Annotated in this window: 11 protein-coding genes; 5 read left to right on the top strand and 6 right to left on the bottom strand. The window is 73.1% G+C overall.

The window, feature by feature from the left end:
* Positions 1-46: 46 nt before the first annotated feature.
* Positions 47-1,288: a L,D-transpeptidase gene (locus ACZ6B8_RS33180; protein WP_471086132.1), complete on the bottom strand. Its 1,242-nt coding sequence runs from the start codon at positions 1,286-1,288 to the stop codon at positions 47-49.
* A 220-nt stretch (positions 1,289-1,508) separates the two neighbouring features.
* Positions 1,509-2,603 carry a L,D-transpeptidase gene (locus ACZ6B8_RS33175; protein ID WP_471086129.1) on the bottom strand — a complete coding sequence of 365 codons (1,095 nt, stop codon included), beginning with the start codon at positions 2,601-2,603 and terminating at the stop codon, positions 1,509-1,511.
* A gap of 272 nt (positions 2,604-2,875) precedes the next feature.
* Between ACZ6B8_RS33175 and glgX the strand changes: the two genes are divergently transcribed.
* The 3 genes from glgX to ACZ6B8_RS33160 all read left to right on the top strand — a co-directional run bounded on the left by glgX (position 2,876) and on the right by ACZ6B8_RS33160 (position 7,858).
* Complete coding sequence (glgX, locus tag ACZ6B8_RS33170) at positions 2,876-5,209, top strand: glycogen debranching protein GlgX (protein WP_471086125.1); 2,334 nt, start codon at positions 2,876-2,878, stop codon at positions 5,207-5,209.
* Positions 5,210-5,311: 102 nt separating this feature from the next.
* Positions 5,312-6,265, top strand: a complete 954-nt coding sequence (locus ACZ6B8_RS33165; RefSeq protein ID WP_471609597.1) for a LysR family transcriptional regulator — start codon at positions 5,312-5,314, stop codon at positions 6,263-6,265.
* 204 nt (positions 6,266-6,469) lie between these two features.
* On the top strand, positions 6,470-7,858 hold the full coding sequence (locus tag ACZ6B8_RS33160) for a carbohydrate-binding protein (RefSeq protein ID WP_471609596.1): 1,389 nt from the start codon (positions 6,470-6,472) through the stop codon (positions 7,856-7,858).
* A 76-nt stretch (positions 7,859-7,934) separates the two neighbouring features.
* Here ACZ6B8_RS33160 and ACZ6B8_RS33155 read toward each other — a convergent pair whose 3' ends face one another.
* The 4 genes from ACZ6B8_RS33155 to ACZ6B8_RS33140 form a co-directional block, all read right to left on the bottom strand.
* Positions 7,935-8,567 carry a response regulator gene (locus ACZ6B8_RS33155; RefSeq protein WP_471086116.1) on the bottom strand — a complete coding sequence of 211 codons (633 nt, stop codon included), beginning with the start codon at positions 8,565-8,567 and terminating at the stop codon, positions 7,935-7,937.
* The gene (locus tag ACZ6B8_RS33150) at positions 8,557-9,810 is read right to left on the bottom strand and encodes a sensor histidine kinase (RefSeq protein WP_471609713.1); all 1,254 of its coding nucleotides are present in this window, start codon (positions 9,808-9,810) and stop codon (positions 8,557-8,559) included. Before ACZ6B8_RS33150 ends, ACZ6B8_RS33155 begins: the two co-directional genes overlap by 11 nt.
* Before the next feature lie 83 nt (positions 9,811-9,893).
* Positions 9,894-10,676, bottom strand: coding sequence for an ABC transporter permease (locus ACZ6B8_RS33145; RefSeq protein ID WP_471609595.1), 783 nt, complete (start codon positions 10,674-10,676; stop codon positions 9,894-9,896).
* On the bottom strand, positions 10,673-11,575 hold the full coding sequence (locus ACZ6B8_RS33140) for an ABC transporter ATP-binding protein (protein WP_471609594.1): 903 nt from the start codon (positions 11,573-11,575) through the stop codon (positions 10,673-10,675). Before ACZ6B8_RS33140 ends, ACZ6B8_RS33145 begins: the two co-directional genes overlap by 4 nt.
* 221 nt (positions 11,576-11,796) lie before the next feature.
* On the opposite strand from ACZ6B8_RS33140, the gene ACZ6B8_RS33135 reads away from it, so the two are divergent.
* Positions 11,797-13,791: an ABC transporter ATP-binding protein gene (locus ACZ6B8_RS33135; RefSeq protein ID WP_471609593.1), complete on the top strand. Its 1,995-nt coding sequence runs from the start codon at positions 11,797-11,799 to the stop codon at positions 13,789-13,791.
* Positions 13,788-15,692, top strand: coding sequence for an ABC transporter ATP-binding protein (locus ACZ6B8_RS33130; protein WP_471609592.1), 1,905 nt, complete (start codon positions 13,788-13,790; stop codon positions 15,690-15,692). The genes ACZ6B8_RS33135 and ACZ6B8_RS33130 overlap by 4 nt, the downstream gene beginning before the upstream one ends.
* The last annotated feature ends 89 nt before the right edge of the window (positions 15,693-15,781 follow it).

The raw sequence follows: 15,781 nt of genomic DNA, 5'->3' as shown, positions 1-15,781 counted from the left end.
GCACTTGGTCACAGTGCGCCGGGCCGTGCGTGGAGCGGTGGCGGGACTAGGCCTTCCACTGCTCCCAGGACATGTTCCAGCCGTTCAGGCCGTTGTCGGGCTGGATCGTTTTGTCCGCGGAGTTCTTCACGACGACCACGTCACCGATCATCGACTTCTCGAAGAACCAGCCGGCGGGCGTCTTCTTGCTGTAGCCGCCGCGCACGTCGCTCAGGCCGATGCAGCCGTGGCTGGCGTTGGTGTTGCCGAAGGCGCCGCCCGACCAGTAGTTGCCGTGGAGGAACGTGCCGGAGGTGGAGAGCCGCATGGCGTGCGGGACGTCCTTGATGTCGTACTCGCCGCCGAAGCCGACGGTCTCGCCGTTCATCCGGGTCACCTGCAGCTTCTCGCTGATGACCATCTCGCCGTTGTACGTGGTGGTGCCGGGGGCGCCCGCGGTGATCGGGATCTTCTTGATCTGCTTGCCGTCGCGGACGACCTTCATCTGGTGCGTCTTGGCGTCGACGGTGGAGACCTGGCTGCGGCCGATCGTGAAGTTCAGGGTCTTGGCCTGCTTGCCGTAGACGCCGGGGCGGCCCTCGACGCCGTCGAGGTTGAGCTTGACGGTGACCTTGGTACCGGACTTCCAGTACTTCTCCGGGCGGAAGTCCAGGCGGTCGTTGCCGAACCAGTGGCCCTCGACGGGCACGGACGGCTCGGTCTTGATCTCGATGGCCTTCTCGACGGCTTCCGGGTCGGTGATGCCGCGGGTGAAGTTGACCGAGAACGGCATGCCGACGCCGACCGTGGAGCCGTCCTCCGGGTTGAACTGGCCGATGAAGGTGTTCTTCGGGGTCAGCGTGGTGAAGGCGGTGTCCTTGGCGGACGCGCGGCCGTCGGCGTCCTTGGCCACCGCGTGGACCTTGTACTTCGTGGCGGAGGCGAGGTGGTGCGCGGGCTTCCACGCGGTGCCGCCCGCCGTGATCCTGCCGGGGACCGGGTTGCCCTTGCTGTCCTCGACCTTCACCTCGGAGAGCTTGCCCTTCGCGGCGCCTATCTTCAGGGCGCCGCTGGTGGCCACCGAGTCCGCGCCGTCCTTGGGGGCTATCGTCACGACGGCCGCGGAGGGGGCGTTCTTGTCCGCCTCGCCCTTGCCGTCACCCTCGCCGCCCGAGTCCGAGCCGCCCCCGCATGCCGCGACGAACAGCAGCGTCGCCCCCGACACCACTGCCGTCAGTCCCCTGGCGCCCCGTCGCCGCGCGCGCACCCGCGCACCCACCGACGCCCCCGATATCGGTCGCCCGTTCACGATTGTCGTCTCCCCTCGCCGGGCCCGATCCGAGCCCGCACCCCAGTGCACCTGCGCGTTTAGGACACGCGCAAGCGCTAGACAATCACACGGTTCCCGGCGTCGGCGCCCCGCCAATGTCACCGTTCCGTTCCAACTGCCCCTGGGGTGCGGGCGGATCATGATCACTCGGTGACACCCGGCCGGACACCCGGGGATCACCTCACGACCACCCGGCGGTTCAGCCGTTCTTCACCCAGTCCTTCCACTCCATGTTCCAGCCGCCGAGGCCGTTGTCAGGAGCGACTTTCCTGTCATTGCTGTTGACCACCTCGACGACGTCCCCGATCAGACTCCGGTCGAAGAACCAGCCGGCGGGCGTCTTCGAGCTGCCGCCCTTCACGTCGCGCAGGCCCACACAGCCGTGGCTGACGTTGGTGTTGCCGGGAGCGTCCGGCGACCAGTAGTTGCCGTGCAGGAAGGTGCCGGAGGTCGTCAGGCGCATCGCGTGCGGGACGTCGGGGATGTCGTACTCGCCGCCGAAGCCGACGGTACGGCTGTTCATCCGGGTCACCTCCAGCATCTCCGTGACGACCATCTTCCCGTTGTACGTGGTGGTCTTGGGGGCGCCCGCGGTGATCGGCACGGTGGAGACCAGCTCGCCGTCCCTGCGGACCTCCATGGTGTGTTCGGCGGCGTCCACCAGGGACACCTGCTGGCGGCCGACGGTGAACGAGAAGCTCTTGTCCTGGAGGCCGTAGATCCCGGGGGCGGCCTCGACGTCGCGCAGCCGGAGGCCGACGGTCACCTTGGTGCCGGGCTTCCAGTACTTCTCCGGGCGGAAGTCGACGCGGCTCTTGCCGAACCAGTGCGGGCGGATCTCCACGTCCGGGTGCGCGGTGACGCGGATGGCGCGCTGGACGGCGTCGCGGTTCTCGATCTCCCGGTTGAACTCCAGGGAGACGATCATGCCGGTGCCGACCGTCGCGCGGTTCTCCGGCGCGACGTAGCCGATGAAGCGCTCGTCGGGGACGAGCGTGCGGAAGGTGGTGTGCCGGGCCGAGCGGCGGCCGTGACCGTCCAGGGCGACGGCGTCTACCTCGTAGGTGGAGGCCAGGGTGAGCGGTCCGTCGTCGACGGGGCGCCAGGTCAGGCCGTCCTCGTCGATGCGGCCCGGCACGTCGAACTCCTGCGCGTCCTGCGTCCGGACGACCTTCACCGACTCCAGACGGCCGTCGGGGACCTTGACCTCGATGCGTTCCTCCGGCTTGATCCCCTTGCTGTCGTCACCGGGCGACACCCGGATCGCGTCCGCGGGCGAGCGCGGCTTCCCCATGAATCCCTCGGGCCCGTCGGCGGAGCAGCCGGACGCCCCGGCCAGCAGGCCCGCCCATGTCACCGCCGCGGCCAGCGCGGCCCCTGCGCGCCGTGCGCGCCTCGCAACCTGTCTCACGTGGGTCCCAACGACCGTCCCCCTGCCGGGGAAACGTGAGTGCGACGCGCGCGGTGGGCAGAACAGTGGTGAGGACGACGTAGGGGGGAGCCGCGGCCGGGACGCCGCACGCCCTTCTTCGCGCGTCGGCCGACGGAGCCGCGGGAGGCGAGCAGGTGTCGAGCGCACCCGAGCAAGAGGCAGCGCAGCCCGAGCAAGAGGCAGCGCAGAAGGCACGGACGGCGGGGCGCGGCACGACCGGGCGGCCCGCCCCGACGGTGAACGGCAGGGGCCGGGCCGCGTCCCGTGCCGCGCCGAGCCGCCCGGTCTGGCCGGGCGCGCCGACTCCGCTGGGCGCCCGCTTCCGGGTCGGTCCCGACGGCGTCGCGGGCACCAACTTCGCGCTGTGGGCGGGCGGCGCGGAGGCGGTCGAGCTGTGTCTGTTCGACACGGAGGGGTCCCGGACCGTCGAGACGCGCTGCCGTCTCACCGAGCTGACGCACGGGATCTGGCACGGCTTCGTGCCGGGCGTGCGCCCCGGGCAGCGGTACGGCTACCGGGTGCACGGCCGCTGGGACCCCTGGACGGGCGCCCGCTGGAACCCGGCGAAGCTGCTCCTCGATCCGTACGCCCGCGCGGTGGACGGCGGTCCGGGCAACGACTACGGCCGGCTGCCCGCCGAGGTGTACGGGCACGTGCGCGACTGGCCCCAGCAGCATGTGGCGGACACCGTCCGCGACGAGCGGGACTCGGCGCCTCACGTGCCCAAGGGCGTGGTGGTGCACGACGACGCGCCGGACGACGAGTGGGCGGACGACCGGCGGCCCAAGACACCGTGGGCGGACTCCGTCATCTACGAACTGCACGTGCGCGGCTTCACCAAGCTGCATCCGGGAGTCCCCGAGCAACTGCGCGGTACGTACGCGGGGTTGGCGCATCCGGCGGCGCTGGAGCACCTCGTACGGCTCGGCGTGACGGCGGTGGAACTGCTGCCCGTGCACCAGTTCGCGCACGAGGACCATCTGCTGCGCCGGGGCCTGCGCAACTACTGGGGCTACAACTCGGTCGGCTACTTCGCCCCGCACGCGGCGTACGCGGCGTCCGGCACCAGGGGTGAGCAGGTCGGCGAGTTCAAGCGGATGGTGCGGGCGCTGCACGAGGCGGGCATCGAGGTCATCCTCGACGTGGTCTACAACCACACCGCGGAGGCCGGTGAGCTCGGTCCGATGCTCTCCCTGAAGGGCATCGACAACCGCGGCTACTACCGGTTGCAGCCGGGCGACGCGCGGCGGTACGCGGACTACACGGGCTGCGGGAACACCTTGCAGGTCGTCCAGCCGCACGTGCTGCGGCTGATCACCGACTCGCTGCGGTACTGGGTGACCGAGATGGGGGTGGACGGGTTCCGCTTCGACCTCGCGGCGGCGCTCGCGCGCTCCTTCCACGACGTCGACATGCTCTCGCCGTTCCTCGCGGTGATCGCGCAGGATCCGGTGCTGCGGCGCGTGAAGCTGATCGCGGAGCCGTGGGACGTGGGCTCGGGCGGCTATCAGGTGGGGGCGTTCCCGCCGCTGTGGACGGAGTGGAACGACCGCTACCGGGGCGCGGTGCGGGACTTCTGGCGGGGCGCGCTGCCGGACGTACGGGATCTGGGGTACCGGCTCTCGGGGTCGAGCGACCTGTACGCGTGGGGCGGGCGGCGGCCGTACGCGTCGGTGAACTTCGTGACGGCGCACGACGGGTTCACCCTGCGGGACCTGGTCAGTTACGAGCGCAAGCACAACGAGGCCAACGGCGAGGGCAACCGGGACGGCTCCGACGACAACCGGGCCTGGAACTGCGGGACCGAGGGCGAGACCGACGACGAGGACGTCACGGCGCTGCGCCGCCGGCAGCTGCGCAACCTGATGACGACGCTGCTGCTCTCCACCGGGGTGCCGATGCTGGTCGCGGGCGACGAGATGGGCCGCACCCAGCGGGGCTCCAACAACGCCTACTGCCAGGACAACGAGATCAGCTGGGTCGACTGGGGGCTCCGGGAGGAGCCGGGGTGGCGGGAGCTGTGTGCGCTGACGGCGCGCCTCATCGAGCTGCGACACCGTCACCCGGTGCTGCGCAGACGGGCGTTCTTCTCCGGGCGGGCCCACTCGGCGGACGGGCTGCGCGATCTGGCGTGGTTCACGGCGGGCGGTACGGAGATGACGGAGGCCGACTGGTACGCACCCACGGCGACGCTTGGCATGTATCTGTCGGGACGGGACATACCCGGCCGTGACGCGCGGGGCGCGCCCGTCGTCGACGACAGCTTCCTCGCGGTCCTGCACGCGGCGGAGCGGCCGTCGGCGTTCGTGCTGCCCGGTCCGCCGTGGGCCGGGGCCTACGAGGTGGTCGTGGACACCTCGGCGGAGGAGCAGGCGGCGGCGCCGGGGGCGGTGCACCGGGCGGGCGCGGTGCTGACGGTGGAGGGGAGGTCGGTGGTGCTGCTGCGGGTGCTCGACGGGTTGGGGTGATCTCCGTCCGCGCCCGCCGCCCGTACCGATGGCCCTGCGATGATCACTTCTGGTCCGGACCAGAGTCTTGCCCCGGCCCGGGGGTGGCTCCAAGCTCACGTCATGGACCTGGAGTTGCGGCACCTGAGGACGATCCGGGCGATCGCCGACGCGGGCAGCCTGACGAAGGCGGCCACCGCGCTCGGGCTCGCCCAGCCGGCGCTGAGCACGCAGTTGAAGCGGATCGAGCGCACGCTCGGCGGTGAGCTCTTCGAGCGCGGGCGGCACGGCGTACGGGCCACCGCGCTCGGCGAGTTCGTGCTGGCGCGGGCCAGGGTGGTGCTGCCCGCGGTGAGCGATCTGCGCGAGGAGGCGCAGCGGTTCGCGCAGGCCTGGCAGGTCGGTGCGGGGTTCCGGCTCGGCGGCATCCACGGGCCGCTGCTCGGCGCCCTCGTGGACCGGCTCGCGGCCGCGTATCCCGGGGCGTCGGTGACGACGCACACCTCGTGGTCGGAGCGGGAGATCGCGGCCCGTACAGCGGCGGGGCGGCTCGACTTCGCGCTGGTCGGCACGTGCGGGGCGAGCGCGCCGCCGGAGAGCGAGCTCCTGGTGTGGCGCGAGGTGGCCCGGGACCCGGTCTTCGTGATGCTGCCCACCGGCCACCCGCTGGCCGGCCGCCCGGAGATCGACCTCGCGCTGCTCGCGGACGAGGCGTGGACGGACGTGCCGGGCGACGGCTGCTTCGCGGACTGCTTCTCCGCGGCGTGCGCGCGGGCGGGGTTCACGCCGGCGTGCGTGTACGAGACGGACGTCGCCTCGTGCGTGCATCTGGTGCAGGTGGGGCGGGCGGTGGGGCTGTGCCGGGCGACGTTCCCGCCGACGCCGGGCCTGGTGACCAGACCGCTGGCGGGGGCGCCGCTGTACTGGCGCCATCTGCTGGGCTGGCACCCGGCGGCGCCGGCCCACGACACCGCGGCGGCGGTCTTCGCGCAGGCGCGGGCCGCCCACGCGGAGGCGGCGGCCCGCAGCGAGAGCTACACGGCCTGGCTCTCCGCGCCGTCGGCTCCACCGGGGTGAGGGGGCGCGTTCGGCTCAGCCGGGGGTGAGGGGTGTTCGGCCCCGTGGTCCCGGCCCCGTAGGTCGAAGTCGGCTGCGCGGGCTCCTGGAGGGGCTTCCATAACGTCGGTACCGGGGGTGAACCGACAGCTGATGGGCGGCAGTTGAGCGTTCTACGGTGTGGGGCGATCCCCGCTCGTCCCCGGTTCCCCGAGGAGACCTCGTATGCTCCCCACCCATCACCGCCGCGTCACGGCCGCGTGTGCCGCGGCGGTCGCGGCCGGCGCGCTGGTCCTCGCCGGGCTTCCCGGATCCGCGTCTGCCTCCGCCGCCGCCTCCTCCTCCGCGCAAGGAGACCCCGTACCCTCCTCCCCCGCCGCGACCGCCGCCGTCGGCTCGACCTCTCCCCAGGCCCTGCGGGCCATGCGGCGCGATCTCGGCCTCACGGCGGCGCAGGCCGAGGCCCGGCTGGTCCACGAGGCCGAGGCCGGCGCCGTCGCGGGAGCCCTGCGGAACGCGCTCGGCCGTGACTTCGCGGGCGCCTGGGTGCACGGTGCGACCTCCGCGCGGCTCACCGTGGCCACCACCGACGCCGCCGACGTCCCCGCGATCGAGGCGCGGGGCGCCGAGGCGAAGGTGGTCGACCATTCCACCGCCCAACTGGACGCGGCACAGGCCCGGTTGGACCGGGCAGCGGGCCGGACGGCGGCGCGCGACGTGCCCGTCCGGTACGTCGACGTGCGCGCCAACGCGGTCGTGGTGCGGGCCGTGCGGGCCGCCGCGGCGGACTCCCTCGTCGCCGCGGCGGGCGTGGACCCCTCCCTCGTACGCGTCGAGCGGACCAAGGAGCGGCCGCGACCGCTGTACGACCTGGTGGGCGGCGAGGCGTACTACATGGGCGGGGGCCGCTGCTCCATCGGCTTCCCGGTCACCAAGGGCGCCCAGCAGGGCTTCGCCACGGCGGGCCACTGCGGGCGCGCGGGCACCGCGACCAGCGGCTACAACCAGGTGGCCCAGGGCACGTTCCAGGCGTCCGTCTTCCCCGGTCTGGACATGGCCTGGGTCGCCACCAACGCCCAGTGGACCGCCACCCCGTACGTGAAGGGCCAGGGCGGCCAGCGGGTCGGCGTCGGGGGCTCCACGCAGTCCCCGGTGGGTGCGTCGGTCTGCCGGTCCGGCTCCACGACGGGGTGGCACTGCGGCACGATCCAGCAGCACAACACCAGTGTCACCTACCCCGAGGGCACCATCAACGGCGTCACGCGGACCTCGGTCTGCGCGGAGCCCGGCGACTCGGGCGGCTCCTTCATCTCCGGGAGCCAGGCGCAGGGCGTCACATCGGGCGGCTCGGGCAACTGCTCCAGCGGCGGCACGACGTTCTACCAGCCGATCAATCCGCTGCTCCAGCAGTTCGGCCTGACCCTGAAGACCACGGGCGGCGGGGACCCCGGCCCCGGTGACCCCGAGCCGGGCGGCAGCTGGGCGGCCGGCAAGGTCTACGCGCCGGGCGACTCGGTCACCTACGGCGGGTCGACGTACCGCTGCCTCCAGGGGCACCAGGCGCAGCCGGGATGGGAGCCGCCCCACACGCCCGCGTTGTGGGAGGCCGTCTGACCGGTTCGTCCGTGGGCCGCGGGGGCGGCTGTCGCTGGGCGCGCGGTTCCCCGCACCCAGCGACAGCCCCCCCCCCTCAGCCCAGGATTCCCCTGCTGTACGCCGTGGCCACCGCAGCCGCCCGGTCCTTGACGCCCAACTTGCCGTAGATGTGGGTGAGATGCGTCTTGACCGTGGCCTCGCTGATGAAGAGCTCCGCCGCGATCGCGCGGTTCGACGTGCCCTTGGCGACGAGCACGAGCACCTCCCTCTCGCGGGTGCTCAGCGGTTCGTTGCCGGGGGCGCGCACGCGTGAGACGAGCCGGGAGGCGACCGCGGGCGAGAGGACCGTGCGACCCTCGGCGGCGGCGCGGACGGCGGTGAACAGCTCCTCGCGCGGGGCGTCCTTGAGCAGGTATCCCGTCGCGCCCGCCTCGATCGCGGGGAGCGTGTCGGAGTCCGTGTCGTACGTGGTGAGGACCAGGACGCGGGAGCGGGCGCCGCGCCGGGTGAGCTCGGTGATCGCGTCGACGCCGTTGCCGCCGGGCATGCGCAGGTCCATCAGGACCACGTCCGGGTCGAGTTCGCCGGCCAGGGCCACCGCCTCCACGCCGTTCGACGCCTCGCCGAGGACCTCGAAGCCGGGGGCGGAGAGGAACATGCCGCGCAGGCCGTCGCGGACGACGGGGTGGTCGTCGACGAGGAGGAGAGTGATCACTTCAGTGCTCATGGCGCACCAACGGTACGCGAGCCGAGACCGCCGTACCGCCGCCGGGCTCCGACTCCACGGTGAGCGAACCGGCGACGCGTTCGGCGCGGGCCCGCATCCCGTCGAGGCCGAATCCGCCGGTGCCGGTGCGCACCGCCGTGGCGAGCGGGTCGAAGCCGCGGCCGTCGTCGCGGACGTCGAGGCTGACCTCGTCGCCCATGAAGGACAGGGTCACCCCGAGGCGGCCCGCGTCGGCGTGCCGGGCGGCGTTGGACAGCGCCTCCTGGACGATGCGCAGGAGCGTCGCCTCGATCTCGTCGTGCAGGTCCTCGGCGGTGCCGGTGACGGTGAACTCGGCGCGGACGCCGGTGCGGTCCGCCCACTCGGCGACGGTCTTCTTGAGTGCCTCGGGCAGCCGGTCGTCCGCGAGCGGCGCCGGCGAGAGGTTGTGCACGGAGCGGCGGGCCTCGCCCAGGCTGTGCCGGGCGAGGTCGGCGGCGCGGCCGAGGTGCTCGCGGGCCAGCGCCTTGTTCCCGGTGTCGTCGGCGCCCGCCACGACCTGGAGCTGGGCGATGATGCCGGTCAGGCCCTGTGCGATGGTGTCGTGGATCTCGGCGGCGAGCCTGCGCCGCTCGTCGGCGACGCCCGCCTCGCGGGCCTGCACGAGGAGTTGGGCGTGCAGGGCGGCGTTCTCGTCCATCGCCTGCTGCAGCGCGGTGTTGGTGCGTTCCAGTTCGGTGATGGTGACGGCCTGGACGCGGGCCCGCTCGTCCTCCTGGGCGGCGAGGTGGGCGAAGACGGAGAGCAGCGCGACGTTCACCGCGAGCAGTCCGCCGAAGACGCCCCAGCCGAGGCCGTTGGCCGGCGGCAGCCCGCCGGACTGGGAGCCCGCCATGGTGACGGCGGTGGCGAAGAGGCCGGGCTTGACCAGGCGCGGCGGCAGCAGCCGTTCGGCGCCGAAGTAGCCGACGACGGCGTAGAACGCGAAGAACGGGTTGAGCCAGGTCAGCGCGAAGGCGATGGCCCAGCGCAGCGCGTAGTAGAGGGTGCCCGCGGTCGAGGGGCCGGGCCGGGAGCGGGCCAGCACGCCCCATCCCGCCTGGAGCGCGGCACCGGCGCCGGTCAGGGCGCCGGCCACGTACCACTCGGTGCGGCCCATGCCGACGACACCGCTGGTGGCGACCGACATGAGGACGCCGAAGCCCAGCAGGACGTAGGGGCCCCACCGGTGGAAGGTGCCCCAGCGCTGTTCGACGGTGATCATGGCGGCCGTCGTGTTCGTGCTCACCGGTCCAGTGTCGTCCACCCCGGCGACCTCGGTGCCCCCGGCGGACCACACCGGAGGGCTCACTCCCATCGGAACCAGCGGGCGGCCCCGGCCGACAGGGCCACGGTCCACAGCGCGAGGACGCCCAGGTGGAGCCAGCCGGGCCAGTCGCCGGCCGCGGCTTCGTTGAGGGCCTGGGACGCGGCGCCGAGCGGGGTGACCTCCACGATGCGGCGCAGTACGTCGGGCATCGCCTGGACCGGCAGCCACACGCCCGCGCTGAACATCATCGGGAAGAAGACGGCGGAGCCGATGGCGGTCGCGGCCTTCGTGGTGCGGGCGAGCGCCGAGACCAGGGCGCCCAGGGCGAGCCCGCACGAGATGGCCAGGAGCAGCGCGAGAGCGTAGCCGAAGGCCTGGCGCGGCAGGGTCACGTCGAAGGCGAGCCGGCCCACGGTCAGGGAGAGCAGCGCCGAGACGAGGGCGGCCGTGCCGTAGAGGCCCATCTGGGTGCCGAGGACGGCGGCGGGGCGCACCGGCGTGGTGGACATCCGGCGCAGGATGCCGCGCTCGCGGTAGCCGGTGACGAGCGGCGGCATGGCCTGCAGCCCCGCCATGATCAGCGGCAGGATCACCGTCACCGGCACGTACGCGTCGATCGTCCGGAGGCCGCCGAGCGCGTCGCTGGTCTCCCGGAAGGACGGGATGGAGCCGAGGACCACCAGGAGGACGGTGGGGAACACCATGATCCAGAAGATGGCCGCCGGTTCGCGGCGGAAGAGGCGCAGCTCGGCCCTCAGGACGGCGCGGGACGCCCGGCGCCGCTCGTTCCGGTCGGTGGGCAGGACTGCGGCGGCGCTCATGCCGTTGCTCCCGTCAGGTCGAGGAAGGCGTCGTCCAACGTGGCGTCGGCGACCCGGAGTTGGTGGGCGGTGATGTGGTGCCGGGCGAGCAGCGTGATGGCGGCGTCGACGGTCTCGTCGGTGCCGTTCAGGGTGTAGCGGCCGTCGCGGTGCTCGACGGAGGTGAGAGCGGGCAGCGCCGCGAGCACGCGCTCGTCCAGCGGCGCGGACGGGGTGAACGACATGACCGTGGAGCTCGCGGCCCGGCTGATCAGGCCCGCCGGGGTGTCGAGGGCGGCCACCCGGCCCTTGTCGATGACGGCGACGCGGTCGCAGAGGCGCTGGGCCTCCTCCATGAAGTGGGTGACGAGCAGGACGGTGACGCCGCCGGCGCGCACCTCCTCGATGAGCTCCCAGGTGTCGCGGCGGGCGCGCGGGTCGAGGCCGGTGGTCAGCTCGTCGAGGACGACGACCTTCGGGTTGCCGATCAGCGCGAGCGCGATGAACAGGCGCTGTTTCTGGCCGCCGGAGAGCTTGCCGAAGCGGCTGTCCAGCTTGTCGGTCAGCCGCAGCCGCTCGGCCAGCGGCCCCCAGTCGGCGGGGTTCGGGTAGAACGCGGCGTACAGCTCCAGGGCCTCGCGCACGGTGAGCTTCGCCTGGAGCTCGCTCTCCTGGAGCTGCGCGCCGAGGATGCGGGTGAGCCGCTCGTGGTCGGCGACCGGGTCGAGCCCGGCGACGCGGACGGAGCCGGCGTCGGGGACACGCAGGCCCTCGACGCACTCGACGGTGGTGGTCTTGCCCGCGCCGTTGGGGCCGAGGATGCCGAAGATCTCGCCCTCCTCGACGGCGAAGGAGACGCCGTCGACGACGGGGCGGCCGCCGTAGGCCTTCTTGAGTCCGTGCACTTCGATGAGGGGCATGTGTCGAGAATGGCTGGTGGGCGGGGGTGCGCACATCGGCCGACCCGCTCGAAGGCGCATCAGCCGATCGGTTGATGGCGGGGTACGACCAGGGGGCGCGGGCCGCCACGGGGGCCGGTACGCGGGCCGGTACGGGGCCGCGGTCCGAGGACCAGCGCCGTACCGCCTACGGTCCAAAACTCGGTGGGTTCTGTCAGTGGCGATCCGTAGGCTCGCTCCTGATGCCGAATTCAGCTGCCACCACCGGGGAACGGTCGACCGTACGGACACTCCTGCGGCTCTGGCCGTACGTCCGGCCGGTCCGAACACGCCTGATCACAGCGGCGATTGTCGCGATCATCGCCTCCTGCACCGGGCTCGTCTTCCCTCTCGTCCTCAAGTGGATGGTGGACGGCCCGGTGGCGGACCGGGACACGGGAGGGGTGTGGCTGGGCGCTCTCCTGCTGCTCCTGCTCGGCGTCGCGGAGGCGCTGCTCTTCGGGCTGCGGCGGTGGCTGATCGCCCGGCCCCTCGCGGGCGTCGAGGCCGCGATGCGCGCGGACCTCTACCGCCATCTGCAGCGGCTCCCGGTGGCCTTCCACGACCGGTGGGCGTCGGGGCAGTTGCTCTCGCGCGGCACGACGGATCTGATGCTGCTGCGCATGTTCCTCGCCTTCCCGCTGACGTTCCTGCTGGTCAACGGCGCGACCATCCTGGTCGGCGTGGTCATCCTGCTCGGGCAGGACTTCACCCTCGGCCTGGTGCTGCTCACGCCCGTGGTGCCGATGGTGATCGCCCTCGCGTACTACGAGGGGCGGTACACCGTGGCGGCGCGGCGCGCGCAGGACCAGGTCGGCGATCTGACGACGGTCGTCGAGGAGAGCGTGCTCGGCATCCGCATCATCAAGGGCTTCGGCCGCCACCGCAGCCAGGCGCGGGCCTTTCGCGAGCTGTCGCGCACGCTGCGCGGCACCGAGCTGGTCAAGGCCCGGATCCTGGCCGCGATCTACGCCGTGATCATGGCGCTGCCGGAGGCGGCGATCGGGGCGGCGCTGGTGCTCGGCACGGTGCGGGTCGCGGACGGCGGCCTGTCGGCGGGCACGCTGGTCGCCTTCCTGTCGACGGCGCTCGCGCTGCGCTGGCCGGTGGAGTCGATCGGCTTCCTGCTCGCGATGAGCCAGGAGTCGGCGACGGCCACGGAGCGGTACTTCGAGGTGATGGACGCGGAGCCGGAGGACGCGGGAGGTGCGGTGGGTGCGGGTGCGGCGGGTGCGGCACCTGCCGAGGTCACGTCGTCGGAGGGCACGCCGTCGGAGGGCTCGGGCGGCGGTGCGGGCGGGGCGGGTGCCGGTGCCGGCGACAAGGCCGCCGGTACGGAAGGCGGAGCCGGTGCCGGCGGCGCAGGCGTCGAGACCAGTGCCGGTGGCGGACTGCGGTTCGAAGGCGTGGAGTTCCGGTATCCCGACGCCGACCCGGACGCCCCCGCCGTCCTCGCCCGCATCGACCTGCACGTGCGCCACGGCGAGACCATGGCCCTGGTCGGCGCGACCGGCAGCGGCAAGACGACGCTCACCGCGCTGGTGCCGCGGCTGCACGAGGCGACCGATGGCCGCATCACGCTCGACGGCGAGGACATCACGGCGATGGACCGCGAACGGCTGCGCTCGCTCGTCGCCGTCGCCTTCGAGGAGCCGACCCTGTTCTCGGCGACGGTCGGGGAGAACGTCCTGATGGGCGCGGACGAGCGCGCGGGCGACACGGAGCTGCGCCGCGCCCTCGACGTGGCGCAGGCCGACTTCGCGCACGCGCTCCCGCAGGGCACCGGCACCCAGGTCGGCGAGCAGGGCCTGAGCCTCTCCGGCGGCCAGCGCCAACGGCTCGCGCTGGCCCGCGCGGTGGTGGGCCGCCCCCGCTTCCTGGTCCTCGACGACCCGCTGTCCGCGCTCGACGTCCACACCGAGGCGCTGGTGGAGGCGGCGCTGCGGCGGGTCCTCGCGGACACGACCGCGCTGGTCGTCGCCCACCGCCCCTCCACGGTGCTGCTCGCCGACCGGGTCGCGCTGCTGTCCGGCGGGCGCGTCGCCGCCGTCGGCACGCATCAGCACCTGCTGCGGGAGAACGCGGAGTACGCCTGGCTGATGTCGGGGGCGGACACCGCAGCCGAGGGCACCGCCGACCCCGAGCCCGGCCCCGTCACCCCCGACCCCCACCGCCCCGCCGAGGAGGCTGCCCGATGACCTCGTCGACATCCGTACGGGAGAAACCGCTCGACCCGGAGGAACCGGAGGAGTCCGGCCGCCCCGCACCGCCCGGGCCGCCCGAGGGCTCCCCCGCCCCCGGCGACCCCTTCGACCGCGACGAGCTGCCCGCGCCGCCCGGCGCCACCCGCGCCCTGCTGCGCTCGCTGCTCTCGCCGCTGCGCGGCCGCGTCACGCTCGCCGCCGTACTGCTCCTCCTCCAGCAGGCCGTGGTGCAGGCGGGTCCGCTGCTCGTCGCGTACGCCATCGACCGCGGCGTGCCCGCCGTGCGCGCCGACGACTACGGCCCGCTGATCGCCGTCGGCGTCGGCTACCTGTGCTGCGCGGCCGCGTCCGGCGCGCTCCAGTACGCGTTCATCGTCGCCTCCGCGCGCGTCAACCAGGACGTCCTGCTCGACCTGCGCGGCCGCATCTTCCGGCACGCGCAGGCGCTCAGCGTCGACTTCCACGAGCGGTACACCTCGGGGCGGCTCATCTCCCGCTCCACCACCGACGTCGAGTCGCTGCGCGAACTGCTCAGCGAGGGCCTGCAGGAGCTCATCACCGTCCTGCTCTCCTTCGTCTACATCTCGGCGATGCTGCTCTGGCTCGACCTGGGCCTCGGCGCGGTGGCGGTGGCTTCCTTCGTGCCGCTCTACCTCCTCGTACGCCTCTACCAGCGGCGCGCGGGAGCGATGTTCCGCAACCGCTCGACCGCCATCGCCGCCGTCATCGTGAAGTTCGCGGAGACGATGAACGGCATCCGGCCGGTACGGGCGTTCCGCAGGGAGCGGGCCAACGACGCCGAGTTCGGGGAGCTCAACCGCCGCCACGAGCGGACCAACGGCAACGCCATGCTGGAGATGGCCCGCTATGTGGTCGGCTCGCGGCTCGTCGCCAACACCGCCGTCGCCGCGATCGTGCTGTGGGGCGCCCAGCGGGTGGCGGACGGCGGGCTCGCGCTCGGCGTGCTCGCCGCCGCGGTGCTCTACCTGCGGCGCCTGTACGACCCGATCGACCGGCTCGGCATGTTCCTCAACTCCTACCAGTCGGCTGCCGCCTCCCTGGAGAAGATCGCGGGCCTGCTCGCCCAGAGGCCCACCGTGCCCGAGCCGCCCGCGTCCCGCGCGCGCCCGCTGCCCGTCCTGGAGTCCGACCACCCGGGACGCGAGGTCCGGTTCGACGGGGTGCGGTTCGCCTACCGCACGGGCGGCGAGGTGCTGCCCCGCTTCGACCTGACGCTGCCCGCCGGGCAGACCGTGGCCGTGGTCGGCTCCACCGGCGCGGGCAAGTCCACGCTGGCCAAGCTGCTCGCCCGCTTCTACGACCCGACCGAGGGCCGGGTCCTCCTGGACGGCGTCGACCTGCGCGAGCTCGCGGGCACGGAGCTGCGGCGCGGGGTCGTGATGGTGACCCAAGAGGCGTTCCTGTTCTCCGGGACGGTCGCGGAGAACATCGCGATCGGCCGCCCGGACGCCACCCGCGAGGAGGTCGAGCGCGCCGCGAAGGCCATCGGCGCCCACGACTTCATCGCCTCGCTCCCGGACGGGTACGACACGGACGTGCGCAAGCGGGGCGGCCGGATCTCGGCGGGCCAGCGGCAGTTGGTGGCGTTCGCGCGGGCACTGCTGGCCGACCCGGCGGTGCTGATCCTCGACGAGGCGACGAGTTCGCTGGACATCCCGGGCGAGCGGGCGGTGCAGCGCGCGATGCACACGGTGCTGCGCGGTCGCACGGCCGTGGTGATCGCCCACCGCCTCTCCACGGTGGAGATCGCCGACCGCGTCCTCGTCATGGAACACGGCCGCGTCGTGGAGGACGGCAGCCCCGGCGAACTCATCGCGGGTACCGGGGCGTTCGCCGACCTGCACCGGGCGTGGCGGGACAGCGTGGTGGGGTGAGGGCGGGATGTCCCGTATGCGATCCGGAAGCGGATGACTCTCACCACGTACGGAGAACCGGCAGAGGCAACCAAGAACCGCACGAGAAC

Source organism: Streptomyces sp. NPDC041122 (assembly GCF_055592445.1).
Note: the sequence above shows the minus strand (reverse complement) of the source record. Positions and strands in the feature narration are given on the sequence as shown.

What these genes read in the sequence shown, in the direction of transcription:
- ACZ6B8_RS33175 (WP_471086129.1), bottom strand. Translation starts at nt 2,603, where the DNA reads ATGGGGAAGCCGCGCTCGCCCGCGGACGCGATCCGGGTGTCGCCCGGT.
- ACZ6B8_RS33165 (WP_471609597.1), top strand. Translation starts at nt 5,312, where the DNA reads ATGGACCTGGAGTTGCGGCACCTGAGGACGATCCGGGCGATCGCCGAC.
- ACZ6B8_RS33160 (WP_471609596.1), top strand. Translation starts at nt 6,470, where the DNA reads ATGCTCCCCACCCATCACCGCCGCGTCACGGCCGCGTGTGCCGCGGCG.
- ACZ6B8_RS33155 (WP_471086116.1), bottom strand. Translation starts at nt 8,567, where the DNA reads ATGAGCACTGAAGTGATCACTCTCCTCCTCGTCGACGACCACCCCGTC.
- ACZ6B8_RS33150 (WP_471609713.1), bottom strand. Translation starts at nt 9,810, where the DNA reads ATGATCACCGTCGAACAGCGCTGGGGCACCTTCCACCGGTGGGGCCCC.
- ACZ6B8_RS33145 (WP_471609595.1), bottom strand. Translation starts at nt 10,676, where the DNA reads ATGAGCGCCGCCGCAGTCCTGCCCACCGACCGGAACGAGCGGCGCCGG.
- ACZ6B8_RS33140 (WP_471609594.1), bottom strand. Translation starts at nt 11,575, where the DNA reads ATGCCCCTCATCGAAGTGCACGGACTCAAGAAGGCCTACGGCGGCCGC.
- ACZ6B8_RS33135 (WP_471609593.1), top strand. Translation starts at nt 11,797, where the DNA reads ATGCCGAATTCAGCTGCCACCACCGGGGAACGGTCGACCGTACGGACA.
- ACZ6B8_RS33130 (WP_471609592.1), top strand. Translation starts at nt 13,788, where the DNA reads ATGACCTCGTCGACATCCGTACGGGAGAAACCGCTCGACCCGGAGGAA.